At 61.9% G+C, this 25,105-nt stretch carries 16 protein-coding genes and 1 riboswitch; of the genes, 13 read left to right on the forward strand and 3 right to left on the reverse strand.

Annotated elements, in window-relative coordinates:
* The 3 genes from AACU78_RS12335 (at position 1) to argR (ending at position 3,130) form a co-directional block, all read left to right on the forward strand.
* Positions 1-1,113, forward strand: a complete 1,113-nt coding sequence (locus tag AACU78_RS12335; protein ID WP_106576112.1) for a succinylglutamate desuccinylase/aspartoacylase family protein — start codon at positions 1-3, stop codon at positions 1,111-1,113.
* Between the two features lie 27 nt (positions 1,114-1,140).
* Positions 1,141-1,905 carry an ABC transporter ATP-binding protein gene (locus tag AACU78_RS12340; protein ID WP_003214336.1) on the forward strand — a complete coding sequence of 255 codons (765 nt, stop codon included), beginning with the start codon at positions 1,141-1,143 and terminating at the stop codon, positions 1,903-1,905.
* 244 nt (positions 1,906-2,149) lie between these two features.
* Complete coding sequence (argR, locus tag AACU78_RS12345) at positions 2,150-3,130, forward strand: transcriptional regulator ArgR (protein ID WP_106576113.1); 981 nt, start codon at positions 2,150-2,152, stop codon at positions 3,128-3,130.
* Positions 3,131-3,136: 6 nt separating this feature from the next.
* Here the strand turns inward: argR and AACU78_RS12350 are convergent, their stop codons facing one another.
* Complete coding sequence (locus AACU78_RS12350) at positions 3,137-9,061, reverse strand: dermonecrotic toxin domain-containing protein (protein WP_106576114.1); 5,925 nt, start codon at positions 9,059-9,061, stop codon at positions 3,137-3,139.
* A gap of 286 nt (positions 9,062-9,347) precedes the next feature.
* Here AACU78_RS12350 and AACU78_RS12355 point away from each other — a divergent pair, with 286 nt between their 5' ends.
* The 7 genes from AACU78_RS12355 to astE all read left to right on the forward strand — a co-directional run bounded on the left by AACU78_RS12355 (position 9,348) and on the right by astE (position 17,212).
* Positions 9,348-10,568 carry an aspartate aminotransferase family protein gene (locus AACU78_RS12355; RefSeq protein WP_106576115.1) on the forward strand — a complete coding sequence of 407 codons (1,221 nt, stop codon included), beginning with the start codon at positions 9,348-9,350 and terminating at the stop codon, positions 10,566-10,568.
* Between the two features lie 200 nt (positions 10,569-10,768).
* Positions 10,769-11,788, forward strand: a complete 1,020-nt coding sequence (gene aruF, locus AACU78_RS12360; protein ID WP_106576116.1) for an arginine/ornithine succinyltransferase subunit alpha — start codon at positions 10,769-10,771, stop codon at positions 11,786-11,788.
* A gap of 51 nt (positions 11,789-11,839) precedes the next feature.
* A complete protein-coding gene (astA, locus tag AACU78_RS12365; protein ID WP_106576117.1) occupies positions 11,840-12,865 on the forward strand; it encodes an arginine N-succinyltransferase in 1,026 nt (341 codons plus the stop codon).
* Positions 12,862-14,331 (forward strand): succinylglutamate-semialdehyde dehydrogenase, encoded by a 1,470-nt coding sequence (astD, locus tag AACU78_RS12370; protein WP_177410071.1) that lies wholly within the window; start codon positions 12,862-12,864, stop codon positions 14,329-14,331. Before astA ends, astD begins: the two co-directional genes overlap by 4 nt.
* Positions 14,332-14,522: 191 nt before the next feature.
* Entirely contained in the window at positions 14,523-15,869 is a 1,347-nt protein-coding gene (astB, locus tag AACU78_RS12375) for an N-succinylarginine dihydrolase (protein ID WP_106576119.1), read from the forward strand.
* A 36-nt stretch (positions 15,870-15,905) separates the two neighbouring features.
* Positions 15,906-16,196, forward strand: coding sequence for a hypothetical protein (locus AACU78_RS12380; protein WP_003214319.1), 291 nt, complete (start codon positions 15,906-15,908; stop codon positions 16,194-16,196).
* 11 nt (positions 16,197-16,207) lie between these two features.
* A complete protein-coding gene (gene astE, locus AACU78_RS12385) occupies positions 16,208-17,212 on the forward strand; it encodes a succinylglutamate desuccinylase (RefSeq protein ID WP_106576120.1) in 1,005 nt (334 codons plus the stop codon).
* A 5-nt stretch (positions 17,213-17,217) separates the two neighbouring features.
* On the opposite strand, the gene AACU78_RS12390 is transcribed toward astE, so the two are convergent.
* Positions 17,218-18,732 (reverse strand): M91 family zinc metallopeptidase, encoded by a 1,515-nt coding sequence (locus AACU78_RS12390; RefSeq protein WP_106576121.1) that lies wholly within the window; start codon positions 18,730-18,732, stop codon positions 17,218-17,220.
* A 147-nt stretch (positions 18,733-18,879) separates the two neighbouring features.
* Complete coding sequence (locus AACU78_RS12395) at positions 18,880-19,386, reverse strand: 6,7-dimethyl-8-ribityllumazine synthase (RefSeq protein ID WP_106576122.1); 507 nt, start codon at positions 19,384-19,386, stop codon at positions 18,880-18,882.
* Between the two features lie 113 nt (positions 19,387-19,499).
* A riboswitch (FMN riboswitch) is annotated at positions 19,500-19,669 on the reverse strand.
* 192 nt (positions 19,670-19,861) lie between these two features.
* Between AACU78_RS12395 and ltaE the strand changes: the two genes are divergently transcribed.
* The 3 genes from ltaE to AACU78_RS12410 all read left to right on the forward strand — a co-directional run bounded on the left by ltaE (position 19,862) and on the right by AACU78_RS12410 (position 24,970).
* Positions 19,862-20,866 (forward strand): low-specificity L-threonine aldolase, encoded by a 1,005-nt coding sequence (gene ltaE, locus AACU78_RS12400; RefSeq protein WP_106576123.1) that lies wholly within the window; start codon positions 19,862-19,864, stop codon positions 20,864-20,866.
* A gap of 146 nt (positions 20,867-21,012) precedes the next feature.
* Positions 21,013-23,631, forward strand: coding sequence for an alanine--tRNA ligase (gene alaS, locus AACU78_RS12405; RefSeq protein WP_106576124.1), 2,619 nt, complete (start codon positions 21,013-21,015; stop codon positions 23,629-23,631).
* A 97-nt stretch (positions 23,632-23,728) separates the two neighbouring features.
* On the forward strand, positions 23,729-24,970 hold the full coding sequence (locus AACU78_RS12410; RefSeq protein WP_056861669.1) for an aspartate kinase: 1,242 nt from the start codon (positions 23,729-23,731) through the stop codon (positions 24,968-24,970).
* Positions 24,971-25,105 lie beyond the last annotated feature (135 nt).

The following is a 25,105-nucleotide window of genomic DNA, read 5'->3' on the forward strand; positions in this document are numbered from 1 at the left end:
ATGGAACGTATCGATCACCTGTTGCCCTGGGGCCACCTGGGCTGCGAGCGCCAGCTGAGCGTGTTTCGTTTTGGCAGCGGCGAGCGCAAGGCCTACATCCAGGCCAGCCTGCACGCCGATGAATTGCCCGGCATGCGCGCGGCCTGGGAACTGAAAAAACGCCTCACCGAACTGGAACAGCAAGGTGCGCTCAATGGCGTGATCGAGCTGGTGCCAGTGGCCAACCCGATGGGCCTGGGCCAGCTGTTGCAAGGCAGCCACCAGGGGCGTTTCGAAGTCGGCAGCGGCAAGAACTTCAACCGTGATTTCGTCGAGTTGAGCGAGCCGGTCGCCGCGTTGCTCCAGGGCAAGCTGGGCGATGACCCACACGCCAATGTGCGCATGATCCGCCAGGCGATGACCGATGCGCTTAGCGCGTTGCCCGAGCCGAGCAGCCAGCTGCAAGGCATGCAGCGCGTTTTGCTCAGCCACGCCTGCACCGCCGATATCGTCCTCGACCTGCATTGCGACGCCGAAGCCGCGCTGCACATGTACGCGTTGCCGCAACACTGGCCGCAATGGCGTTCGCTGTCGGCGCACTTGAATGTAAAAGTCGGCCTGCTGGCGGAAGACTCCGGCGGCAGCTCGTTTGATGAAGCCTGTTCGCTGCCGTGGTTGCGTCTGTCCCGGGCGTTCCCCGAGGCGCAGATTCCGCTGGCGTGCCTGGCGACGACGCTGGAGCTGGGCGGCCAGGCCGACACCGGCCGTGATGACGCGATCTTCCACGCTGAAGGCATCCTCGCGTTCCTGGCCGAACAAGGCCTGATCAAGGGCGAATGGCCCGCGCCGCAGCACGCGCCGTGCGAAGGCCTGCCGTTCGAGGGGACCGAGCTGTTGTTTGCGCCCCATGCCGGCGTAATCAGTTACCTGCGTCAAGCCGGTGACTGGGTGGAGACCGGCGAGCCGATTTTTGAAGTGATTGATCCCTTGACCGACCGCGTCAGCATTGTGTGTGCGGGCACGTCCGGGGTGTTGTTCGCCGTTGAACGGCTACGTTATGCCCAAGCGGGTTTCTGGCTGGCCAAGGTGGCGGGGCGCGAAGCGCTGCGTCACGGGCGCTTGCTCAACGACTGACCACCTGTTTTTGTGAGAACCGACCGCATGTACAAACTTGAAGTCCAAGACCTGCATAAACGCTATGGCAGTCATGAAGTGCTCAAAGGTGTGTCCCTGGCCGCCGCGGCCGGTGATGTGATCAGCATCATCGGTTCCAGTGGTTCAGGCAAAAGTACCTTTTTGCGCTGCATCAACCTGCTCGAGCAACCTCACGCCGGCAAGATTCTGCTCAACAACGAAGAGCTGAAACTGGTGGCCAACAAGGACGGCGCCATGAAGGCTGCCGACCCGAAACAACTGCAACGCATGCGTTCGCGCCTGTCGATGGTGTTTCAGCATTTCAACCTGTGGTCGCACATGACCGCGCTTGAAAACGTGATGGAAGCGCCAGTGCACGTGCTGGGCATGTCGAAAAAAGACGCGCGTGAAAAAGCCGAGCATTACCTGGCCAAAGTCGGCGTGGGCCATCGTAAGGATGCGTTCCCCGGCCACATGTCCGGCGGCGAGCAGCAACGTGTGGCGATTGCCCGCGCCCTGGCGATGGAGCCTGAGGTGATGCTGTTCGACGAACCGACCTCGGCGCTCGACCCGGAACTGGTCGGCGAAGTACTCAAGGTCATGCAGGACCTGGCCCAGGAAGGCCGCACCATGGTGGTGGTGACCCACGAAATGGGCTTTGCCCGTGAGGTGTCGAACCAGCTGGTGTTCTTGCACAAAGGCATCGTTGAAGAGCGTGGCAACCCGCGTGAAGTGCTGGTGAACCCGCAGTCTGAGCGGTTGCAGCAGTTCCTTTCGGGCAGCCTGAAATAATCAAGACTGCTTTGCGCACCGAGTTAGTGCATGCTTCACAGTCTTGAGATCGGCTCAATCCCCTGTGGGAGCGGGCTTGCTCGCGAAAGCGGTGGATCAGTCAGCAGATGAGTAGCTGGCCCACCGCATTCGCGAGCAAGCCCGCTCCCACATTAGATCTCCATATGTTTTGAGATTTGTGTTGGTTTCCGGGCTAGCATTGGCCCTTGTCTTCATTACCGTTCTTCGTTTCGGATAGCATTCCATGACCGCCCACAAAATTGGTTTCCTGATTTGGCCCAGCACAAAAGCACTGACGCTTGCGCTGGCTGAGGAGGCCTTGCGCGTTGCTCAGCGGGTGCATCCGGACGTGGTCTACGAGTTGTCGTTCCTGCTCGCCGAGCCTGCCACCGAAGGCGCCTGGCAATTGCCGGGCGAGCCGTGGGCCGGCAAGCTTGAAGGCTTCCAGAAACTCTTCCTGCTGGCGGACGAGCCGCCGACCGTCATCGCCTCTCAACTGAGCGCTGCGCTCAAGCAGCTTGTGCGGGCGGGTTGCGTGATCGGGGGCTTGTCGGCGGGTGTGTATCCGCTGGCGCAACTCGGTCTGCTCGACGGCTACCGCGCCGCCGTGCATTGGCGCTGGCAGGACGATTTCGCCGAGCGCTTCCCCAAGGTCATCGCCACCAGTCATCTGTTCGATTGGGACCGTGATCGCCTGACCGCCTGCGGCGGCATGTCGGTACTCGACCTGTTGCTGGCCGTGCTGGCCCGTGACCATGGCGCCGAACTGGCCGGCGCCGTCTCCGAAGAACTGGTGGTCGAACGCATCCGCGAAGGCGGCGAGCGCCAGCGCATTCCCTTGCAGAACCGCCTGGGCTCCAGCCATCCGAAGTTGACCCAGGCCGTGTTGCTGATGGAAGCCAACATCGAAGAGCCGCTGACCACCGACGAAATCGCCCAGCACGTATGTGTGTCGCGACGACAGCTTGAACGCATCTTCAAGCAATACCTCAATCGCGTTCCCAGCCAGTACTACCTGGAATTGCGCCTGAACAAGGCGCGCCAGATGCTTATGCAAACCAGCAAGTCGATCATCCAGATCGGCTTGTCGTGCGGTTTCTCTTCGGGCCCGCACTTCTCCAGCGCCTACCGCAACTTCTTCGGCGCTACCCCGCGTGAAGACCGCAACCAGCGACGCAGCAGCAGCCCGTTCGAGTTGTCGTCGGTGCCGTCCGAGCGCGGCTGACCGCTGTTATTCCTCCATGGGTTCGGGTGTGGACGGTGGCGTCAGGGGCGTGCCCTGGGCGTTCAGGCCGGCTTCATCCACCTGCAGATCATTGCCTGTCTGGCGAAAATACTGCCGAAGGCGGTCCAGGCTGTCCTCAGACAGCGGGTTGCCGCTGAGGTCGGACTCGTCGTCCCACGGCTGGCGCATGCTTAGAATGTCGTCCGGGACCTGGGTGATCAGGTTGTCGCTCAAGTCCACGGTGCGCAAATAAGGGCGGTCAAACACCCCGAACGGTACTTCGCTGAGCTCGCAGTTTTGCAGGTAGAGGCATTCCAGCTTGGGCATATTGTCCAGCTCGGGCGCCCGGCCCAGCGGGTTGTCACTCAAGTCCAGGTACTCCAGGTTACGCAGGTCTCGCAACTGGGCGCGGGCCCGCGGGCTGAGGCGAAGCCGGCTCTGCGTCAACGTCAGGCTGGTCAGCCTTGGCAGGTTGAAGATCAGCTCGGGGATCTCGCCCAGGGCGTATTTATCCAGCGCCAGCGTGCTCAGGTTAGGGAATGCACGCACCAGGCCTTCAACGTTGGTGGTGGTTCCTTCGCCGATGAGCTCCAGATGCGACACATGTTCGAACCGTGCGCTCAAGGTGGGCAGCTCGCCAAAAATCGACGTATGGCACGTCAGTTTATGGGTCACGGCATACCCGCCATTGAAATCGTCGATCTCGCTTTCGTGGCGCCAGCCTTCTTCCAGCGTTGCCTTGATGGCAAGGCGCCGGATTTGCTCCTCGGCCGCCGTCTGTTCGTCAAGTGCTACATCAAGGATGGGATGCCGTTCGGGCACGGTCAGTGCCCAGACGGTGAGGTCAGCACTGAGGCGCGCGTATTCGCTTTCCAGGCGACGGATGGCGCCCTCAATCGCATCCAGATCGCCGGGCAAGCTGAAGATAAAGGCGTTGACCTCCGCAGCGGTGAACGTCGGGTACAAGGCTGCGATGCGGGCGTTATAGCCGCCAGGCGCATCGACCTGGAGGTGCTCGCCGCGGGTTTGGCAATAGCGCTTGAGCTGTTCCAGGGTCGCTCGTGACAACGGATTGGCAGACAAGTCAAACGCGCTGGTAACCGAGGCCGGCCTTTGCAGCAGCGGTTCGGGAATCTGCGTGATCAGGTTGTGGCTCAGGTCTACGAGGTTGCGTTCTCGGGCAGCGAGCAGGCTGCGCGGAATCTCTGTGAGGTGGGTGTTGCGCAGTCCCAGGCTGTCCAGGGATGTCATCGAGGTAAAGTCCGGGAGTTGCTCCAGAGGGTTATGGCTCAGGTTCAGCCGTGTCAGGTTGCGCTGGGTCTCCAAGGCTTTGACGGTTTTCGCTGACAGTCGCAGGTTGCAGCGTTCAAGGCTGAGGGCCGTGAGCTGTGGCAGCTGGAAAACCGGCTCGGGGATATCCTCCAGCGCGTAGTCTTCAATGATCAGATGCTGCACGTGGGAAAAGCTCGCCAGCCAGTTTCCTACGTCCAACGGCTGAGCATCGCCACTGAGCCTGAGGGTCGACACGTGAGTGAACCGGCTGCTGAGTGTGGGCAATTTGCCGCTTATGGGGGCAGAGATGTCCAGCGCGTAGGTGGGATGAATGTCGTTGCCGTGTTCGTCCTGCTTCAGTTGCCGACGCCATCCGGCGAGCAGCGCCTGTTTGAACGCCTCGCGCTGGTAGGGGGCGGTTTCGCCGGCGCCGGGGCTGTTCACCCAGGCGTCCAGTTCGCGGTTCAGCTGCTGGTAGTCAAGGTCGCGCCGCGCCAGTTCGATTTTGCCCATTTCCAGGTTGCCCGGCAGGCCGAAAATCAGGCGGTTGATTTCGTCACTGCTCAAGGTTGGGTAAAGCATCTTCGCGCTGGCAATGTCCACCGGGGCCGCATCGGCCTCCCAATAACTGCCGGTGCGCTGGAAGTAGCTTTTGACCTGCTCAAGGGTCTGGCCAGACAGCGGGTTGCCGGAAAAGTCGAACGAATGACTGGTTGCCACGGGAAGCTCGAAAAGTGCGTCGGGCAATGCCGCAATGCGGTTGTCCCGAAACAGCGCGGTCTCCAGCTGGGGGCGCTGCAAAATCCCGGCAGGCAATTGCGTGATACCGGTGTTGCTCAAATCCAGAAAGTGCAGGCCAGGCATGTTCTCGACACTGGGTATGAGCCCCAGCGGGTTGTTGAAGAGATCGAGGGTTTTGAGCCGGGTCATGTTTTCAAGCGCGGTGCGGGTCTGGGCAGTCAAGGTGATGTTGCAATCGCTGAGTACCAGTTCATTGAGGCTGGGTATCGCGGGGACGCCATCGGGCAATCTGTCGAGGTTGAAGTTGCGCACGGTCAGGCGACGCAGGAACGGGAACATCGACAAGAACGTGTTGATCTCCAGCGGCCCTTGCTCGCCCTGCAGCGACAGGCTGGAGATATGACCGAAACGCCCGGGCAGCACGGGAGGATTGCCGGAAATCGGCCAGTTCAAGTGCAGTTGATAGCCATTGGGGGCAGGCGGCTCGTAGTACGCGTCGAGCGGGGTTTCCAGGCGCCAGGCCCGGCGCAGTTCATCGGCCCAGGCCGTGCGGTTGCGCCGGGCATAGGCAAGTTCCTGGCGACTGATGCGCACTTGTGGGTCAGCGCTCAGGCGCGGCGTGGCAGTGATCCAGGCCTGCAAGTCGCGCTCAAGTTGCTGGTATTCGTTGCGCATGGTGCTCAGCGCCGTCGTCACCCCACCGGGCGCTTGTTCCAGGCTGCGCACGATGTTGTCGATATGCGCGCGGGGCAGCGCCGGGAACAGGTGTTGGGCGTGTTCATGCGCCGTCAGCTCGTGCTGCGCACCGGGCGCGGGTGCTGCTCGATAGCCCGGCATGCCGCCGCGCAGGCGCATGGAGCTTGGGTCGTAGGCGGGTTTGCCGACGGGGGCGCCCGCGAGCAACTCGCGCAGATGCCAGTGGTGCAGGGCATGACGAGCAAGCGCCTGGCGCAGGGCCGGGCCCTGGCCGATATGAATGCCCAGCGCAGCGCGCGCCTGGTCGGGCAGCGCCTGGAGCAGGGCGGTGTAGAAGTCGGTTTCGCCAAACAGCGGGCCGCTGCTGTCGGTGGGCACATAGCCGCCGTTAGCGGTGTAAACCAACGTGCGTTGAACGCGGGCGCGGTCATCACCGATCACGTCGCGCAACGGCCCATCAGCGGTGTCGTTTCTGACGCTAATGCGCAGCCCCGCGGGCCAGTTCGGCAAATCGGGCAGGGAGTGCAGGGCCAGGCGGTAAGTGTCCAGGTTGTCGATGCTGTCCAGGTACAGCCCCTCGTAGGCACGGCAGGCGCGTATTTCCCGCTGGGCTTCGCGCGCCAACTCGATCAGGCGCCGGGGCACCCGGCCCTGATCGAGGGCGCGCAGCTCCTCCGGGCTGGCGATGGCACGCAGGGTTTCGGCGGCGCTCACCGGCAAGCCCGGCGACGCGTCGACAAGCGCGCTCAACTGCGCATCGTCGGTACGTTGCAGAGCGCGATATGCCGACTCGAACAGCGCCCAGCGTTTTTCCCGAGCCAGCTGGGCAAGTGTTTGCCTGAGGACACCCGTACGTGCTTGAAGCGAGGCTGTGGGATGGCCGAACGCTTCCCCCAGCAACGTCCTTCTCTGCGGTTCGTCCAGCGCTTCGAGCAGGGTCTGGAGCAAGTCGCCATTGTTGAGTTGGTGCTCGTGAATCTGGGTAACGCTTGCGTCTGTGGCGCCCGGGATTTCCCAGTGCATGCGTCCCTGGCTGTCGATCAGGCGCAAGGTTCTGGTGGTGGGCCACAGCCCGTAGTTGGTCAAGAGCAGCAGCTGGGTCTGGGCATCGGCCAACGCCTGGACACCGGGGTCATCACTGTTCATTTGGTCGATGAAGGTTTGCAGGTCCTGGTCGATTTTGAAGCGCTTGAAGGTGTCGGCCAGCAGCGGTGGCAGGGGTTCGCGGGTCATGTAGAGCTTGCGCAGCGCCGCGTCTTCGACGCCGCTGACGTGGCGAATCTGTGCCAGTTGCAGGTCGCTGAAGCTTTGCGCCTGATGGCCCAGACGGCGCATCAACTGGGCGCTGTCCCAACTCAGCGGCCGGTCCAGTTCACTCACCCAGGCGCCTTGGCCATTGCTGTGTGCCGTTGGGCGGTAGGCATTGGTGCGGGTGGGATGCTTGAAGTAATGCGTGTGGGTGCCGGGGTCGAGGCCCAGCGCGTAATGCGCGCCGGACAGGGGCAGGATGTCTTGCTCGCCATGCGCGTGCAGGCCGAGCGGGTTGGCGCGCGAGCCTTCGGGCAGCGTCACCGCATGGGCGTAAGGCGCAAGGTCCGGTCGCCACAGCCGGGACTGGCCATCGGGCAAGGTGACGGGTTTGAGGCGGTCGAAAAACTGCCAGAGTTCAGCGGGCAAGTGCTGGCGCAACAACCCTTCGGCAAGCGGCGGGCCGAGGGCGAACATGCCCAGTTGGACCATCTGCTCCAGCACTGACATCAGGTGCCCGAACGCCTGGGCCTTGAGGCCTTCGGCCCAGTCGACGATGCCCTCGAACGTGTCATCCAGCAGCTGATACGCGGTGTAACCCAGCATCAGTAAACCCACAGGCGGTACGAACGGCGCCGCGACCAGCGCGGCAATCTGCAGCAGGGCCGAGCCGATCTTTTCGAACAGGCTCCAGCGCTCCCAGCGGGTTTTCTGGTCGGCGCTGGCAGTGGACACGGCTTGAGCGCGTGCGTCGTTGAAGAGTTTGCTCAGGGTGGTCTGGTAAAGGTGTTCGAGCACCGAGCCGCTGATCGGTGTGACGGCAAACTGCAGCCCAGGCTTGTCCACCGGTGTATTCCGCCAGGCCGGACGCGGGTCGCCGCGGGTGTGCGCATGCCAGGTGACGCGGGACAGGCGCTGGCCGAGGTCGGCGAAAAAATGCCCGCGCTCGTCGTGGTTCACGAAACGGCTGAAGAATTGCTGGTACGCAGGCAGGCGCAGGTCGGCGGTCAGGGCCTGCATGAACTGCACGCTGGAGCGGTACTCCTTGAGCGGGTGTTGCGGGTCGTGCGGAATATAGGCAATGACGGGCACCACGTGATTGGCCCGCTCAAGGTCCGCGTGGGCAAACAGCACAATGCCTGTCAGCGGGCTGGACAGCATGCTCAGGGCGTGACAACGCAGTGCGTTGCAGCCCCCCGGATTGCTCAACAATTGTTGCAGGCGCTGCGAGCTGGCTTGCGACAGGTCGCCCCGCAGGCGCGCCATGTGCAGGGCGAGTTTCAGGTTGGCGACCTGGCTGGCATCGAAGCGGTGTTGCAGGTGTGCAGTGGCGACGGGGTTGTTGAGGTCCAGAGAGTGCTCGAGGTAGGCGCTGTATTGGCCGCCAATGTCCAGTTCGCGGCACAGGCGGGTATAGGCCGGCACGCTGATACGTGTGTCCATGTCGGGCAGGGTATCGAAATGCCCGGTGGCGGTGGGCGGGGTGATAAAACCGGATGGCGGCTCGTAGGCGTCGTCAGCGGTTTCGCCGGCTTCAAAGTTATGCAAGGCGGCGTCCAGCAGCGACACGGTCCAGGTTCGCACTGCGCCGGAGCGCGCGGGGAACCAAGGGATGGTCGCCGGTATAGACAGGCGCAGGTAGGTGTTGCGCACATCGCACTCCACACCAAAGCGCTGCTTGAGCGCCTGCTGCAGCACGGGCGCGGCAAAGTCGGCGGGTGACTTGAGTGCGTCCATGGCCTTGTCGAGCAGGTTTTGGGTGGTCCAGGCCTCACGGATCAGGCCTTTGAGCGCCGTGTCCTGCTCGGCTGAGGGTTGGGCGTACCCAATCGGGGCACTGGTTTTAAGGGCGTTGCGACGTGCGGCCGACGCGTCGCCCAGCCAGTTGGGGATCGCGTTTTTGAGCGTTTCATGATGAACGTCGCGCGCAGGGATCAGCCGGTCGAAAGCGGGCACGCTGGGTTGCTGGCTCATTGCAAAGCTTCCTGAGGATCAAATGATGCCCTCAGCAGAACAGTTCGCCGCCGCCGATCCGTGTTAGATAATTAAGCGCGAGCCGTAAATCGGTGCCGCTGGGCGAGCCCACGGTTTAAACTGCGCCATTGCGATGCTATTTGTCGCATTGGCGTAAACCCGCTGAAAACGCGGGTTGGCGCTATAAGAAGTTGTCGCTTGGCGGCAAGGCCGCACTGAAAACTGTCCTTACAATCCCTGCATCGCCCGCCAGTTCCAGGCAGGCGTTCCTCTTCAGGAGACTCCGATGTCCGTTGAGCAAGCCCCGGTGCAACGTGCCGATTTCGACCAGGTCATGGTTCCCAACTACGCACCTGCCGCATTCATCCCTGTGCGTGGCGCGGGTTCGCGCGTTTGGGACCAGGCGGGTCGCGAGCTGATCGACTTTGCCGGCGGCATCGCGGTTAACGTATTGGGCCACGCCCACCCGGCGCTGGTCGGTGCACTGACCGAACAAGCCAACAAGCTGTGGCACGTCTCCAACGTCTTCACCAATGAGCCGGCCCTGCGCCTGGCGCATAAGCTGATCGACGCCACCTTTGCCGAGCGCGTGTTCTTCTGCAACTCCGGCGCCGAAGCCAACGAGGCCGCGTTCAAGCTGGCCCGCCGTGTGGCGTTCGACCGTTTCGGTACCGAGAAGTACGAGATCATCGCCGCGCTGAACAGCTTCCACGGCCGTACCCTGTTCACCGTCAACGTCGGTGGCCAGTCGAAGTACTCCGACGGTTTCGGGCCTAAGATCACCGGCATCACTCACGTGCCTTACAACGACCTGGACGCGCTGAAAGCCGCCGTGTCGGACAAGACCTGCGCCGTGGTGCTCGAACCGGTTCAGGGCGAAGGCGGCGTTTTGCCGGCTGAGCTGGCGTACCTGCAAGGCGCCCGCGAGCTGTGCGATGCGAACAACGCGTTGCTGGTGTTCGACGAAGTGCAAACCGGCATGGGCCGCAGCGGTCACCTGTTCGCCTACCAGCATTACGGCGTGACGCCGGACATCCTCACCAGCGCCAAGAGCCTGGGCGGCGGTTTCCCGATTGCAGCCATGCTCACCCGTGAAGACCTGGCCAAGCACCTGGTGGTCGGCACCCACGGCACCACGTACGGCGGCAACCCGCTGGCGTGTGCAGTGGCGGAAGCGGTCATCGACGTGATCAACACCCCAGAAGTGCTGGCCGGCGTGAACGCCAAGCACGAGCTGTTCAAGGCGCGCCTGCAACAGATCGGCGAGAAATACGGCATCTTCACCGAAGTGCGCGGCATGGGCCTGCTGATTGGTTGCGTGCTCAGCGACGCGTTCAAAGGCAAGGCCAAGGACGTGTTCAACGCGGCCGAAAAAGAAAACCTGATGATCCTGCAAGCCGGCCCCGACGTGGTGCGTTTCGCCCCGAGCCTGGTGGTCGAAGATGCAGACATCAACGAAGGCCTGGACCGTTTTGAGCGTGCTGTGAAGACGCTGACGCAAGCCTGATAGCGACACATTTTGCTGGTTGGACTGGTCAAAAATGTGGGAGGGGGCTTGCCCCCGATAGCGGCGGATCAGTCACTGGATTTATCAACTGACAGACTGCTATCGGGGGCAAGCCCCCTCCCACATTGGATCTGTGTGAACTCAGATCCCGTGTCCGGCATTTTTCCCTCTATGAGTTTTTCGAGTTAAGGAGTGACACCATGCTGGTGATGCGCCCCGCGCAAATGGCTGATCTGGGCGAGGTACAGCGTCTGGCTGCGGACAGCCCGATTGGTGTCACCTCCTTGCCGGATGATGTGGAACGTCTGAGCGACAAGATCGCCGCCAGCGAAGCGTCCTTCGCGGCCGAGGTCAGTTTCAACGGCGAAGAAAGCTATTTCTTCGTGCTTGAAGACACCGAGACCGGGGAGCTGGCCGGCTGCTCGGCCATCGTCGCGTCGGCCGGTTACTCGGAGCCGTTCTACAGCTTCCGTAACGAAACCTTCGTGCACGCGTCCCGCGAGCTGAAGATTCACAACAAGATTCACGTGCTTTCCCAATGCCACGACCTGACCGGCAACAGCCTGCTCACCAGTTTCTACGTGAAGCCTGCGCTGGTCGGTTCGCCGTGGTCGGAACTCAATTCCCGTGGCCGCCTGTTGTTCGTCGCCAGCCACCCCGAGCGCTTTGCCGACTCGGTGGTGACCGAGATTGTCGGCTACAGCGACGAGAACGGTGATTCGCCGTTCTGGGACGCCATTGGCCGCAACTTCTTCGACCTCAACTACGCCGCTGCCGAACGCCTGTGCGGGCTCAAAAGCCGCACCTTCCTCGCCGAGCTGATGCCGCATTACCCGATCTACGTGCCGCTGCTGCCCGACGAAGCCCAGGAAGCCATGGGCCAGGTGCACCCGCGTGCGCAGATCACCTTCGACATCCTGATGCGTGAAGGCTTCGAGACCGACCATTACATCGACATCTTCGACGGCGGCCCGACGCTGCACGCGCGGGTCTCGGGCATTCGCTCGATTGCCCAAAGCCGCGTGGTGCCGGTGAAGATCGGTGAAATGGTCAAGGGGGCCGGCCGCCAGTACCTGGTGAGCAACGCGCAGTTGCAGGATTACCGCGCGGTGATGCTGGAGCTGGACTACGCGCCCGGCAAACCGGTGACCCTGGACCTGGCCGCGGCCGAAGCCCTGGGTGTCGGCGAAGGTGCCAGCGTGCGCCTGGTCGCTGTTTAAAGCAGAGTTTTGCGGGTGGCCTGGAGCAGGCGGCCCGTCTGAGGAGATAGCATGATCGTTCGTCCCGTACGCAGCAGCGATTTACCGGCCCTGATTGATCTGGCGCGCAGCACCGGCACCGGCCTCACCACCTTGCCGGCCAACGAAGAGCGCCTGACCCACCGGGTTGGCTGGGCGGAAAAAACCTTTCGCGGCGAAGCCGGGCGCGGCGATGCCGACTACCTGTTTGTGCTGGAAAACGACGAAGGCCGCGTGGTGGGGATTTCCGCCATTGCCGGCGCCGTCGGCCTGCGCGAGCCGTGGTACAACTTCCGGGTCGGCCTGACCGTCAGCGCCTCCCAGGAACTGAACATCTACCGCGAGATTCCGACGCTGTTTTTGGCCAACGACCTCACCGGCAACTCCGAATTGTGCTCGTTGTTCCTGCACGCCGATTACCGCAACGGCCTCAACGGCCGCATGCTGGCCAAGGCGCGCATGCTGTTTATCGCTGAATTCCCGCAGCTGTTCGGTAACAAGATCATTGCCGAAATGCGCGGCGTGTCCAACGAGGCTGGGCGCTCGCCGTTCTGGGAAAGCCTGGGCCGGCATTTCTTCAAGATGGAATTCAGTCAGGCCGATTACCTGACCGGCGTGGGCAACAAGGCGTTTATCGCTGAGTTGATGCCCAAGTTTCCGCTGTACAGCTGCTTCCTCTCTGAAGACGCGCGCAATGTCATCGGCAAAGTCCACCCGGACACCGAGCCGGCGCTGAGCATGCTCAAGAGCGAAGGCTTCAGCTACCAGGGCTATGTCGATATCTTCGACGCCGGCCCGGCGGTGGAATGTGAAACCAGCAAAATCCGTGCGGTGCGCGACAGCCAGTCACTGGTGTTGGCCATCGGCACCCCAGGGGACGACGCCACGCCGTTCCTGATTCATAACCGCAAGCGTGAGGAGTGCCGCATCACGGCCGCTCCGGCCCGTCTGGCGGCAGGCACGCTGGTGGTCGATCCTCAGACCGCCAAACGCCTGCAACTGGTGGTGGGTGATCAAGTGCGCGCTGTTGCGTTGTCTGCTGCTCGGGAGTCGAAATAATGAATTCGCTGTATATCGCAGGTAGCTGGCTGGCGGGCCAGGGTGAACTATTCGAGTCGCGCAACCCGGTGACCCAGCAGGTGCTGTGGGCCGGCAATGGCGCCACCGTCGAACAGGTTGAATCCGCCGTGCAGGCCGCGCGCCAGGCGTTTCCAGGCTGGGCCCGACGCCCGCTGGAAGAACGCATCGGCGTGCTGGAAACCTTTGCCGCGACGCTGAAAAGCCGCGCCGACGAAATCGCCCGTTGCATCGGCGAAGAAACCGGCAAACCGCTGTGGGAATCGGCCACCGAAGTCACCAGCATGGCCAACAAGATTGCCATCTCGGTGCAAAGCTACCGTGAGCGCACCGGCGAGAAGAGCGGCCCGCTGGGCGACGCCACCGCCGTGTTGCGCCACAAGCCGCACGGCGTGGTGGCGGTGTTTGGCCCTTACAATTTCCCTGGCCACTTGCCGAACGGGCACATCGTCCCGGCGTTGCTGGCGGGCAATACCGTGCTGTTCAAGCCGAGCGAGCTGACCCCCAAAGTCGCCGAGCTGACCGTGCAATGCTGGATCGACGCCGGCTTGCCGGCGGGCGTGTTGAACCTGCTGCAAGGCGCGCGGGAAACCGGTATCGCGTTGGCGGCCAACCCCGGTATCGACGGGTTGTTCTTCACCGGCTCCAGCCGCACCGGCAATCACCTGCACCAGCAGTTTTCCGGGCGCCCGGACAAGATCCTCGCCCTGGAAATGGGCGGCAACAACCCGCTGGTGGTCGACGAAGTGGCCGACGTGGATGCGGCGGTGTACACCATTATCCAGTCGGCGTTTATCTCGGCCGGTCAGCGTTGCACCTGCGCGCGTCGCTTGCTGGTGCCCGAAGGTGCCTGGGGCGATGCGTTGCTGGCGCGCCTGGTGGCGGTCAGCGCGACGATTGAAGTGGGTGCGTTTGATCAGCAGCCAGCGCCGTTCATGGGCTCGGTGATTTCCCTCGGCGCGGCCAAGGCCTTGATGGACGCCCAGGAGTTGATGTTGGCCAATGGCGCCGTGGCGCTGTTGGAAATGACTCAGCCGCAGGATCAGGCCGCGTTGCTGACGCCTGGCATTATCGACGTGACCGGCGTGACCGAGCGCGAAGATGAAGAGCTGTTCGGCCCGCTGCTGCAGGTGATCCGCTACGCTGATTTTGCCGCTGCGATCACTGAGGCCAACAACACCCAGTACGGTTTGGCCGCGGGCTTGTTGTCGGATTCCGAAGCACGCTACCAGCAGTTCTGGCTGGAAAGCCGCGCCGGCATCGTCAACTGGAACAAGCAGCTGACCGGTGCTGCCAGCACCGCGCCGTTCGGTGGGGTAGGGGCGTCGGGCAACCATCGCGCCAGCGCCTATTACGCGGCGGATTATTGCGCGTACCCAGTGGCGTCTCTGGAAACGCCAAGCCTGGTGGTCCCGGCAACGCTGACCCCAGGTATTACGTTGATCTAAAGGTGGGAGCGGGCTTGTGGGGGAGCCGGTTTGCCTGCGATGCGGGCAACTCGGTCCTTTAGTCAAACCGCGCCGCTGCCATCGCAGGCAAGCCAGCTCCCACAGTTGATCGGGTTTACAGATAGAGAGTAGCGGTGGTGTGAAGACTGCTATTGATGCCTATAAAAACAGATGTTCGTGGAGCCTCGCCGATGAAATCCTGTGAAGTCAATTTTGACGGTCTCGTGGGGCCGACCCATAACTACGGCGGTTTGTCCTACGGCAACGTCGCGTCCCAGAGCAACAGCCAGCAGTCTTCGAACCCGAAGGAAGCGGCGTTGCAGGGGCTGCAGAAAATGAAAGCCCTGATGGACATGGGCTTTGTGCAAGGTGTGCTGGCGCCGCAGGAACGTCCTGACGTGGCCGCGTTGCGCAACCTTGGTTTCAGCGGCACCGACGCGCAGGTGATTCAGCAGGCGGCCAAGCAGGCCATGCCGCTGCTGGTTGCCAGCTGCTCGGCCTCCAGCATGTGGGTAGCCAACGCCGCCACTGTCAGCCCGAGTGCCGACACGGCGGACGGCCGCGTGCATTTCACTGCCGCCAACCTCAACTGCAAATACCATCGCAGCATCGAACACCCGACCACCAGCCGCGTGCTGGGTGCGATGTTCGCCGACCAAAAACACTTCGTCCACCACGCCGCGTTGCCGGCGGTGGCGCAGTTCGGCGACGAAGGCGCGGCCAACCACACGCGTTTCTGCCGTGATTATGGCGAGGCCGGCGTCGAGTTCTTCGTGTTTGGCCGCAGCGCGTTCGACACCCGTTACCCCGCGCCGCAGAAGTACCCGGCGCGCCAGACCCTTGAAGCCTCCCAGGCCGTCGCGCGTCTGCATGGCCTGAAGGATGACGGCGTGGTCTACGCCCAGCAGAACCCGTCTGTGATCGATGCCGGCGTGTTCCACAACGACGTGATCGCGGTGGGCAATGGCGAGGTGCTGTTCTACCACGAGGACGCGTTTCTCAATACCGAGCAGATGCTCGCCGAGCTGCAAGGCAAGTTGGGCAAACTGGGCGGCAACTTCCAGTCAGTGTGCGTGCCGCGCGCCCAGGTCAGCGTCGAGGACGCCGTGCGGTCCTACTTGTTCAACAGCCAGTTGCTGACCCGCGCCGACGGTTCGATGCTGCTGATCGTGCCGGAAGAGTGCCGCGCCAACGAGCGCGTCTGGCAGTACCTGCAAGGCCTGACGGCCTGCGGCGGGCTGATCCGTGAAGTGAAGGTGTTTGATCTCAAGCAAAGCATGCAGAACGGCGGTGGCCCGGCGTGCCTGCGCTTGCGCGTGGCGTTGAATGAAACTGAGCTGGCGGCGGTGAACCCAGGGGTTATCATGACCGCGCCGTTGTATGACACGCTGACCCAGTGGGTCGACAAGCACTACCGCGACAGCCTGCGTGAAACCGACCTGGCTGATCCGCAATTGCTGCTTGAGTGCCGGACGGCACTGGATGAACTGACGCAAATCCTTAAACTGGGCTCGGTTTATCCTTTCCAGATCAACTAACGCCACTTTTTTACACCCTATGGCTGAGAACTTTTTATGACCACCGACACCCTGAAACTGATTCTTGAAGACACCGACGGCACCCAGCTGGAAACCTCCTGCACCCGCGTCGCCGTGGTCTGGCAGGGCAAGGAAATCTGGATCCAGCACGACGGCCGTGGCCAGTTGCTGATTGGTGTGGACGTGGAAGAAGGCGACGCTGAGTACGCCAACCTGCTGATGCGTCCACTGGCCACCAACCTGATGAGCCTGCAACTGGAAATGGAACCGGCCGACGTTGAAGGCGATGACGACGATCACGTTCACGGCCCTGGCTGCAACCACTAAGGAAGCTGCTTATGCTCGCCCTCGGCAAATTGCTTGAACTGACCCTCGCCGGTCGCGAACCGGCGCAAAAAATTCAACTGACTGTCGACGGCGTGCAGATGCGCTGGCTCAGCGAGGGCGCGCTCGAAGTGCGCCCGCCGCAAGCGCTGGACAACGGCAGCGACCTGCTGCTGTCGTCCGGCATCCATGGCAACGAAACCGCGCCGATCGAATTGCTCGACCGCCTGTTGCATGGCATTGCCCGTGGGGAAATCAAACCCCGCACCCGCATTCTGTTCCTGTTCGGTAACCCCGAGGCCATGCGCCGCGGCGAGCGTTACCTCGAGCTGGATGTCAACCGGCTGTTCAATGGCCGCCACGAACAAAACATTGGCCCTGAGGCCATGCGCGCCGCTGAGCTTGAGCAGTTGGCCCGCACGTTCTTCAGCCTGCCTGAGCGCTCGCGCCTGCATTACGACCTGCACACGGCCATTCGCGGTTCGAAGATCGAGCAATTCGCGCTGTACCCGTGGAAAGAAGGTCGCCAGCATTCACGTCACGAGCTGGCGCGCCTGTGTGCTGCCGGCATGCAAGCGGTGCTGTTGCAGAACAAGACGTCGATCACCTTCACCGCGTTCACCTATGAGCAACTGAACGCCGAGGCTTTCACTCTGGAACTGGGCAAGGCGCGGCCGTTCGGCCAGAACCAGGGCGTGGATGTTTCCCGCCTGGAGACGCGCCTGACGCAGATCATCGAAGGCAGCGAGCCGGCCACTGACAGCCTGGACGGCCTGCAACTGTTTGCGGTATCGCGTGAAGTGATCAAGCACAGTGATGCCTTCCTGCTGCACTTGCCGGCGGACGTGGAAAACTTCTCGCCGTTGGCCAAGGGCTACCTGCTGGCCGAAGACGTTGCCAAGACCCGCTGGGTAATCGAGGAGGAGGGCGCACGCATTATCTTCCCGAACCCGAAAGTGAAGAATGGTTTGCGGGCCGGGATTCTGATTGTGCCCACCACCGACGCGGCGCTGGTCTAGTTCCCTCAAGGCTTCGCCAGGTACGCGTCGCGAGTCGGCAACCCGAATTCCTTGCGCAGCGCATTTTCCGTAAAGGCCTCGGGGTTGGTCCGCGTGGGCGGGGTGTCGGGGTTCAGATCGAAGTCAAAAGGCGCCAGCTCAATGGGTAGGCCCACGGCCTGCCGCTCCACGTTTTTGATCGCAACGGTTTTGCCTCCGTGAGTTTCATCGGTGGTGCCGGGCGCCACGGTACCGGTAACGGCGTTATAGGCATGACACAGCTCGTGATAGAGCCCGATGATCGGCAGCGAGCCCGGTGGGCTGAAAAAGGGGTTGTACTCGATCAGCCCGCCGTAGGCCGGCGTGCCGGGCTGGCCGTCGCGGATCATCAGCGTGTCGGCGTCGGTGGAGGGCGTGAACCTGGCATTGTTTTCGTCACCCGGTTCAATGCTGACGGGGTGCCCACTGCGTTGTGCCGCTATATCCAGTGCGTGGAGCAGTTTTTGCCCATTGGGCGATACGCGCAGCACGCTGAGATCGGATTCGACGCGCGCAACAAACTGCCTGTTTCCCCCAATCGACAGACCCGTTTTACCGGCCTCGTCGGACGCCACGAGCGGTGGGTGGACTGTGTCGAGGTCGGTGGGGAACAGCACCGCCATCACCTGTTCGAGCGACGGGGTTGGCAGGCTGGCGAGTTTTTCAAGCAACCACGCGTAGCGTTCGTCGTTGGTCATGGCGACCAGGGTGTCGCCGGGCAGGCCATAAACCCGGTCTGTCGTCTTGAGTTTGCTGACATGGTCATGGCCGTTACCCGGATAGATGACGTTAGTGCCGCTGCCGGCCTTGATGGTGTCATTGCCGTCGCCGCCGCTGATTAGGTGATGGCCGCTGCCACCGACAATCACGTCGTCGCCCGGGCCGCCATCGATAAAGTTGAGCCCGGCGCCGCCGTGAATGCTGTCGGCGCCGTCACCCGCGTAGATACGGGCGGTGCCGGCGCCGATGACTTGCGTGCTGTCATCACCGGGGCCGCTGTCGACGGTGCAGTCCTCGGCGCTGATCCGTAGCGTGTCATCGCCCTCTCCGGACAGGATCGTCGAGTGACGGCCGCCGACCCGCAGGTAGTCGTCGCCAGCGCCTGCATCAATGCTGACGGGGTTCTGGAGGCTGTCATCGACATGGATGCAGTCGGCGCCATGGCCGGTGACTAGCTCGATGATTTGGGTCGGCGAAGATGGCGTTATCTGATAGAGCGCCGTGCCGACGTACAGGTGCAGGTGATCGCTCGCCGCGCTGAGCCAGAGCTCGCGTTGATCGGCGGTGAATGCAAACCTCAAGGTATCTCTGCGCGGCGCTTTATCCTGGCGGGTCTGCTGCCTGAGTCGTTCGACCCGAACGACCGTGTCCCGATAGACCTGCGCACGCGCTGGGGCACCGCCCAGGTTGGCGGTTTTTTCTGCGTCGGTGGGCGTCAGGTTTCCCCCGTGCACGGTGTGAATGGCGCTGGGGGTGTCGGGTACAAAAAGAGGGCGGTGCATGGCGTGATGGCTCTCGGTCAGGTGAGAAGGCGGGCGGTTGCCCGGCGTGTGGCTCACTAGACCGCAGATACATCATGGCGCGGTGGTAGATGCTTGAACGAAAAACGCCCCGCTCACCAGGGTGGGCGGGGCGTTTTCGGGGGCGACTTACACCGCCAGTTTCTGCTCGCTGCGACGGATTGCACGCACTTTGTGCAAGGTGTCGGCGCAGGTGCGCGCGGCTTCCTGGCCCTTGTGGACGAAGTGCTCGTAGAAGAAGGTGTGGTGTTCGCTGCCCGCGTGGAAGTGATGCGGGGTCAGGGACACCGAGAACACCGGCACTTCGGTTTCCAGCTGCACTTGCATCAGGCCACTGACCACCGATTGGGCGACGAATTCGTGACGGTAGATGCCGCCGTCCACCACCAGTGCGGCTGCGACGATGCCGGCATAGCGGCCGGTCTTGGCCAGCAGCTTGGCGTGCAGGGGCAGTTCAAAGGCGCCGCCGACTTCGAAGAAATCGATGTCCGATTCCTGGTAGCCCTGGGCGATCATTTCGGCGAGGAAGCCTTTAAGCGATTGGTCGACAATATCCTTGTGCCAGCAGGCATGGATAAACGCGACGCGCTCGCCGTGATGGTTCTTGAGTTTGCTGTCGATTGCGGTGGGTTGCATGTTCTGACTCCTGTTTAAGAAAAAAACAGGGCGTTATGAATCGAATGGGATTTAAGGGTACGAACCACTGCCTCATGCAAGCATGAACCCAGCGCGCGGCCCTTAGGTGCCAATCCCGTTCTCTCTTCATCCGGACTATGACCGTCGGCCCCGGGATCACACCGGGTCTGCTGACCTTGTCGCCGTCCTGCGAGAGCAGTTCGAGGCGCCAAGCGCTCGCGGGCTATGCACATTGCGTGCAATTACCGCCGGTGGGGAATTACACCCCGCCCTGAGAACGTTGCCACCAGAACCCTGGCGGCGGAGAGTTTTTAACATGGTTTTTCAAAAACTGCACGAGCGCCGTATTGATAACCTATATCGGTTTGTTTGGTTGGTATTCGATTGAAGCCAATTGGGGCTTGATATTCCGTGGCTTTGCCCGCAGTAATCACCCACAAGAGCACATCACATTACCCCGTTAGAGGCCTGTTTCATGTCTGTGATCGACCTGCGTAGCGACACCGTGACCCAACCCAGCCCCGGCATGCTCGACGCGATGGCCAGCGCCGTCAGTGGTGATGACGTCTACGGCGAAGACCCCAGCGTCAATCTGCTGGAGGCCGAGATGGCCAAGCGTCTGGGGTTCGAAGCTGCGCTGTTCGTGCCCACCGGCACCATGAGCAACCTGCTGGCGTTGATGGCTCACTGTGAGCGTGGCGAGGAATACATCGTCGGCCAACAGGCCCACACCTACAAATACGAAGGCGGTGGCGCGGCGGTACTCGGTTCGATCCAGCCGCAGCCGCTGGAGGTGCAGGCGGACGGCTCGCTGGACCTGGACCATGTGCTGGCGGCGATCAAACCGGATGACTTCCACTTTGCCCGCACCCGCCTGCTGGCGCTGGAAAACACCATGCAAGGCAAGGTACTGGCGCTGGACTACCTGGCGAAAGCGCGGGCGTTTACCCGTGAGCATGGGCTGTCGCTGCACCTGGATGGCGCGCGGATCTACAACGCCGCGGTCAAGCTTGGGGTGGACGCGCGGGAAATTGCTCAGCACTTCGACTCGGTTTCGGTGTGCCTGTCCAAGGGCCTTGGTGCACCGATTGGCTCGGTGTTGTGCGGCTCGCGCGCGTTGATCGCCAAGGCGCGTCGTCTGCGCAAAATGGTCGGCGGCGGTATGCGCCAGGCCGGCTCGCTGGCGGCGGCCGGGCTGTATGCCCTGGATCATCAGGTGCAGCGCCTGGCCGATGACCACGCCAACGCCCAGTGGCTGGGCGATGAACTGCGCAAGATCGGTTATGCGGTGGAGCCGGTGCAGACCAACATGGTCTACGTACAAATCGGTGACCGCGCCGACGCGTTGAAAGCCTTTGCTGCCGAGCGCGGCATCAAGTTGAGCGCCGCGCCGCGTCTGCGCATGGTCACTCACCTGGATGTCAGCCCGGCACAGATCGAGCAAGTCGTGCACACATTTGCCGAGTTTTCACGCAAATGACGGTGCAGACCGTCTAATTGACTGTTTCTATCACATAAACACGCTGTACCACCGGCAAAGGGCCGATATAATGCGGCCCTTTGCCGTCGCTCCGTCTGATGATGTTGCGCACTGGCCTTTGGCCGCAGACTCCGTGGAAGAACCTAATGAAAAGCGCAGAAATCCGTGAAGCCTTCCTTCGCTTCTTCGAAGAGCAAGGCCACACCCGTGTAGCCTCCAGCTCCTTGATCCCAGGCAATGACCCCACCCTGCTGTTCACTAACGCGGGGATGAACCAGTTCAAGGACTGCTTCCTGGGCCAGGAAAAGCGCGCCTACACCCGCGCGACCAGTAGCCAGAAGTGCGTGCGCGCCGGCGGCAAGAACAGCGACCTGGAAAACGTCGGTTACACCGCTCGTCACCACACTTTTTTCGAGATGCTGGGTAACTTCAGCTTCGGCGACTATTTCAAGAAAGATGCGATTACCTTCGCCTGGACCTTCCTGACCGGCGTGTTGAAGCTGCCCAAGGAAAAACTCTGGGTCACCGTCTACGCCACGGACGACGAAGCGTATGACATCTGGACCAAAGAAGTCGGCGTGCCGGTCGAGCGCATGATTCGCATCGGCGACAACAAGGGCGCGCCTTACGCCTCCGATAACTTCTGGACCATGGGCGATACCGGTCCATGCGGCCCGTGCACCGAGATTTTCTACGATCACGGCGCCGACATCTGGGGCGGCCCACCGGGCTCGCCGGAAGAAGACGGTGACCGTTACATCGAGATCTGGAACAACGTGTTCATGCAGTTCAACCGCACCGCCGATGGCGTGTTGCATCCGTTGCCAGCCCCGTCGGTCGACACCGGCATGGGCCTGGAGCGGATCAGTGCGGTGATGCAGCACGTTCACTCCAACTATGAAATCGACCTGTTCACCAACCTGCTGAGCGCTTCGGCCGCCGCCATCGGCTGCGCCAACGAAGGTCAGTCTTCGCTCAAGGTGGTGTCTGACCACATCCGCTCCTGCAGCTTCCTGATCGCCGACGGCGTACTGCCATCGAACGAAGGCCGCGGCTACGTGCTGCGCCGGATCATCCGTCGCGCCTGCCGTCACGGTAACAAGTTGGGTGCCAGCGGCAGCTTCTTCTACAAGATCGTTGCCGCGCTGGTGGCCGAGATGGGCGATGCCTTCCCGGAGCTCAAGCAGCAGCAGTCCAACATCGAGCGCGTGCTCAAGGCTGAAGAAGAGCAGTTCTCCAAGACCCTGGAACACGGCTTGAAGATTCTGGAGCAGGACCTGGCCGAGCTCAAAGGCACCGTGGTGCCGGGCGACGTGGTGTTCAAGTTGTACGACACCTACGGTTTCCCTATGGACCTGACTGCCGACATCGCCCGCGAGCGCGAGCTGACCGTCGATGAAGCGGGTTTTGAGCGTGAGATGGAAGCCCAGCGCGTGCGCGCTCGCTCTGCCAGCTCCTTTGGTCTGGACTACAACACGCTGGTCAAGGTTGATGTGCCTACCGAGTTCATCGGCTACAAGGCGACCGTTGGCGCGGCGAAGATCGTGGCCATTTATAAAGACGGCAAATCGGTCGACGTGCTCAATGAAGGCGAAGAGGCTGTTGTGGTCCTGGACCAGACGCCGTTCTACGCCGAATCCGGTGGCCAGGTGGGCGATTGCGGCTACCTGAGCTCGACGTCCGGTCGTTTTGAGGTGCGCGACACCACCAAGACCGGCGGCGCATTCCTGCACCACGGCGTGTTGGTGTTGGGCAACTTGACCGTCGGCGCGCCGGTAGACACTCAAGTGGATGCCGACGTGCGGCATGCAACTGCTTTGAACCACTCCGCCACTCACTTGCTGCACGCCGCCTTGCGTCAGGTGCTGGGGGAGCACGTGCAGCAGAAGGGTTCGTTGGTTGATAGCCAGCGCCTGCGTTTCGACTTCAGCCACTTTGAAGCGATCAAGCCTGAGCAGATCAAGGCGCTGGAAGACATCGTCAACGCCGAAATTCGCAAGAATACTCCGGTGGAAACCGAAGAAACCGACATCGAAACCGCCAAAAACAAAGGCGCCATGGCGCTGTTTGGCGAGAAGTACGGCGACGAAGTACGCGTACTGAGCATGGGCGGCAGCTTCTCGGTGGAGTTGTGTGGCGGTATCCACGCCAACCGTACCGGCGACATCGGTCTGCTGAAAATCATCAGCGAGGGCGGTGTGGCCTCGGGTGTACGTCGTATCGAAGCGGTCACCGGTGCTGCGGCCCTGGCCTACCTCAATGCGGCCGAAGAACAACTCAAGGAAGCGGCCAGCCTGGTCAAGGGCAGCCGCGACAACCTGATCGACAAGCTCTCTGGGGTACTGGAGCGCAACCGCCAGCTGGAAAAACAGCTGGAGCAGTTGCAGGCCAAGGCTGCCAGCGCAGCGGGCGACGATCTGTCGGCCTCTGCCCTGGACGTCAAGGGCGTGAAGGTCCTGGCCGTGCGCCTGGATGGTCAGGACGGCAAGGCGCTGTTGGCCTTGGTCGATCAGTTGAAGAACAAGCTCGGCCGCGCAGTGATCCTGCTCGGCAGTGTCCATGAGGATAAGGTCGTTCTGGTTGCCGGTGTAACCAAAGACCTGACTGGCCAACTCAAGGCTGGTGATTTGATGAAGCAAGCCGCTGCGGCAGTGGGCGGGAAGGGCGGCGGTCGTCCGGACATGGCGCAAGGCGGTGGTGTAGACGCCGGTGCCCTGGACGCGGCCCTGGCCCTGACTGTGCCGTTTGTCGAGGCCGGTATTTAAGGCGCTGTTAATGAGCCCATGGTCTAGTCATGGGCTTGTTCAGTTGCTGGAAGATTTGTTTATTGGGCGCCCCTTTACGGGCTGAGGCGGCTTAGAAATGGCTTTGATCGTACAGAAATTCGGAGGCACCTCGGTCGGTTCTGTCGAAAGAATCGAGCAGGTCGCCGACAAGGTTAAGAAATTCCGCGACGCCGGCGACGACCTGGTGGTGGTGCTGTCGGCCATGAGCGGCGAGACCAATCGCCTGATCGATCTGGCCAAGGCGATCAGCGGTGATCAACAGCCGCTGCCGCGTGAGCTGGATGTGATCGTGTCCACCGGTGAACAGGTCACTATTGCCCTGTTGGCCATGGCGCTGAACAAGCGTGGTGTACCGGCGGTGTCCTACACTGGCAGCCAGGTGCGCATCCTGACCGACAGTGCACATACCAAGGCGCGCATCCTGCAGATTGATGATCAGAAAATCCGCACAGATCTGAAAGCCGGGCGCGTGGTAGTTGTAGCCGGTTTCCAGGGTGTGGACGAGCAGGGCAATATCACGACCCTGGGGCGTGGCGGTTCAGACACCACCGGCGTGGCGCTGGCGGCGGCCCTCAAGGCTGACGAATGCCAGATCTATACCGATGTGGACGGCGTCTACACCACCGACCCGCGTGTGGTGTCCGTGGCCCAGCGTCTGGACAAGATCACCTTTGAAGAGATGCTGGAAATGGCCAGTCTCGGTTCCAAGGTGCTGCAGATCCGCGCAGTGGAGTTCGCCGGCAAGTACAACGTTCCGCTGCGCGTATTGCACAGCTTCAAAGAGGGTCCGGGCACCCTCATTACTATTGATGAAGAGGAATCCATGGAACAGCCGATCATTTCCGGCATCGCTTTCAACCGCGATGAAGCCAAGCTGACGATCCGTGGCGTGCCGGATACTCCGGGCGTGGCCTTCAAGATCCTCGGGCCTATCAGTGGCGCGAACATTGAAGTCGACATGATCGTGCAAAACGTTTCGCACGATAACACCACCGATTTCACCTTCACCGTGCACCGTAACGAGTACGATGCGGCGGAGCGGATCCTGCAGAACACGGCGAGCGAGATTGGCGCCCGTGAAGTCGTCGGCGATACCAAGATTGCCAAAGTGTCGATCGTGGGCGTAGGCATGCGTTCTCATGCCGGCGTTGCCAGCCGCATGTTTGAGGCGCTGGCCAAGGAAAGCATCAACATCCAGATGATCTCCACCTCGGAAATCAAAGTCTCGGTGGTGATCGAAGAGAAGTACCTGGAACTGGCTGTACGCGCGCTGCATACCGCTTTTGAGCTGGACGCTCCGGCCCGACAGGGCGAGTGATGCGATGCCAGGAAGGCGCGGTTTACCGCGCCTTTCATTTTTTTGTGGGGCGCATGGTCTTTTGCGTGTGCTCGACAATACTTAGGCCGTTAGGGCTACGGCTTTCACGTCGTAGGTCGAACGCCTTTTTTTGCA

This window comes from Pseudomonas sp. R9.37 (assembly GCF_963878885.1).
Taxonomy (GTDB): Bacteria; Pseudomonadota; Gammaproteobacteria; order Pseudomonadales; family Pseudomonadaceae; genus Aquipseudomonas.

Excerpts from the sequence above, each read along its gene's own strand:
- AACU78_RS12335 (WP_106576112.1), top strand. The coding sequence starts at position 1 with ATGGAACGTATCGATCACCTGTTGCCCTGGGGCCACCTGGGCTGCGAG.
- AACU78_RS12340 (WP_003214336.1), top strand. The coding sequence starts at position 1,141 with ATGTACAAACTTGAAGTCCAAGACCTGCATAAACGCTATGGCAGTCAT.
- argR (WP_106576113.1), top strand. The coding sequence starts at position 2,150 with ATGACCGCCCACAAAATTGGTTTCCTGATTTGGCCCAGCACAAAAGCA.
- AACU78_RS12350 (WP_106576114.1), bottom strand. The coding sequence starts at position 9,061 with ATGAGCCAGCAACCCAGCGTGCCCGCTTTCGACCGGCTGATCCCTGCG.
- AACU78_RS12355 (WP_106576115.1), top strand. The coding sequence starts at position 9,348 with ATGTCCGTTGAGCAAGCCCCGGTGCAACGTGCCGATTTCGACCAGGTC.
- aruF (WP_106576116.1), top strand. The coding sequence starts at position 10,769 with ATGCTGGTGATGCGCCCCGCGCAAATGGCTGATCTGGGCGAGGTACAG.
- astA (WP_106576117.1), top strand. The coding sequence starts at position 11,840 with ATGATCGTTCGTCCCGTACGCAGCAGCGATTTACCGGCCCTGATTGAT.
- astB (WP_106576119.1), top strand. The coding sequence starts at position 14,523 with ATGAAATCCTGTGAAGTCAATTTTGACGGTCTCGTGGGGCCGACCCAT.
- AACU78_RS12380 (WP_003214319.1), top strand. The coding sequence starts at position 15,906 with ATGACCACCGACACCCTGAAACTGATTCTTGAAGACACCGACGGCACC.
- astE (WP_106576120.1), top strand. The coding sequence starts at position 16,208 with ATGCTCGCCCTCGGCAAATTGCTTGAACTGACCCTCGCCGGTCGCGAA.
- AACU78_RS12390 (WP_106576121.1), bottom strand. The coding sequence starts at position 18,732 with ATGCACCGCCCTCTTTTTGTACCCGACACCCCCAGCGCCATTCACACC.
- AACU78_RS12395 (WP_106576122.1), bottom strand. The coding sequence starts at position 19,386 with ATGCAACCCACCGCAATCGACAGCAAACTCAAGAACCATCACGGCGAG.
- ltaE (WP_106576123.1), top strand. The coding sequence starts at position 19,862 with ATGTCTGTGATCGACCTGCGTAGCGACACCGTGACCCAACCCAGCCCC.
- alaS (WP_106576124.1), top strand. The coding sequence starts at position 21,013 with ATGAAAAGCGCAGAAATCCGTGAAGCCTTCCTTCGCTTCTTCGAAGAG.
- AACU78_RS12410 (WP_056861669.1), top strand. The coding sequence starts at position 23,729 with ATGGCTTTGATCGTACAGAAATTCGGAGGCACCTCGGTCGGTTCTGTC.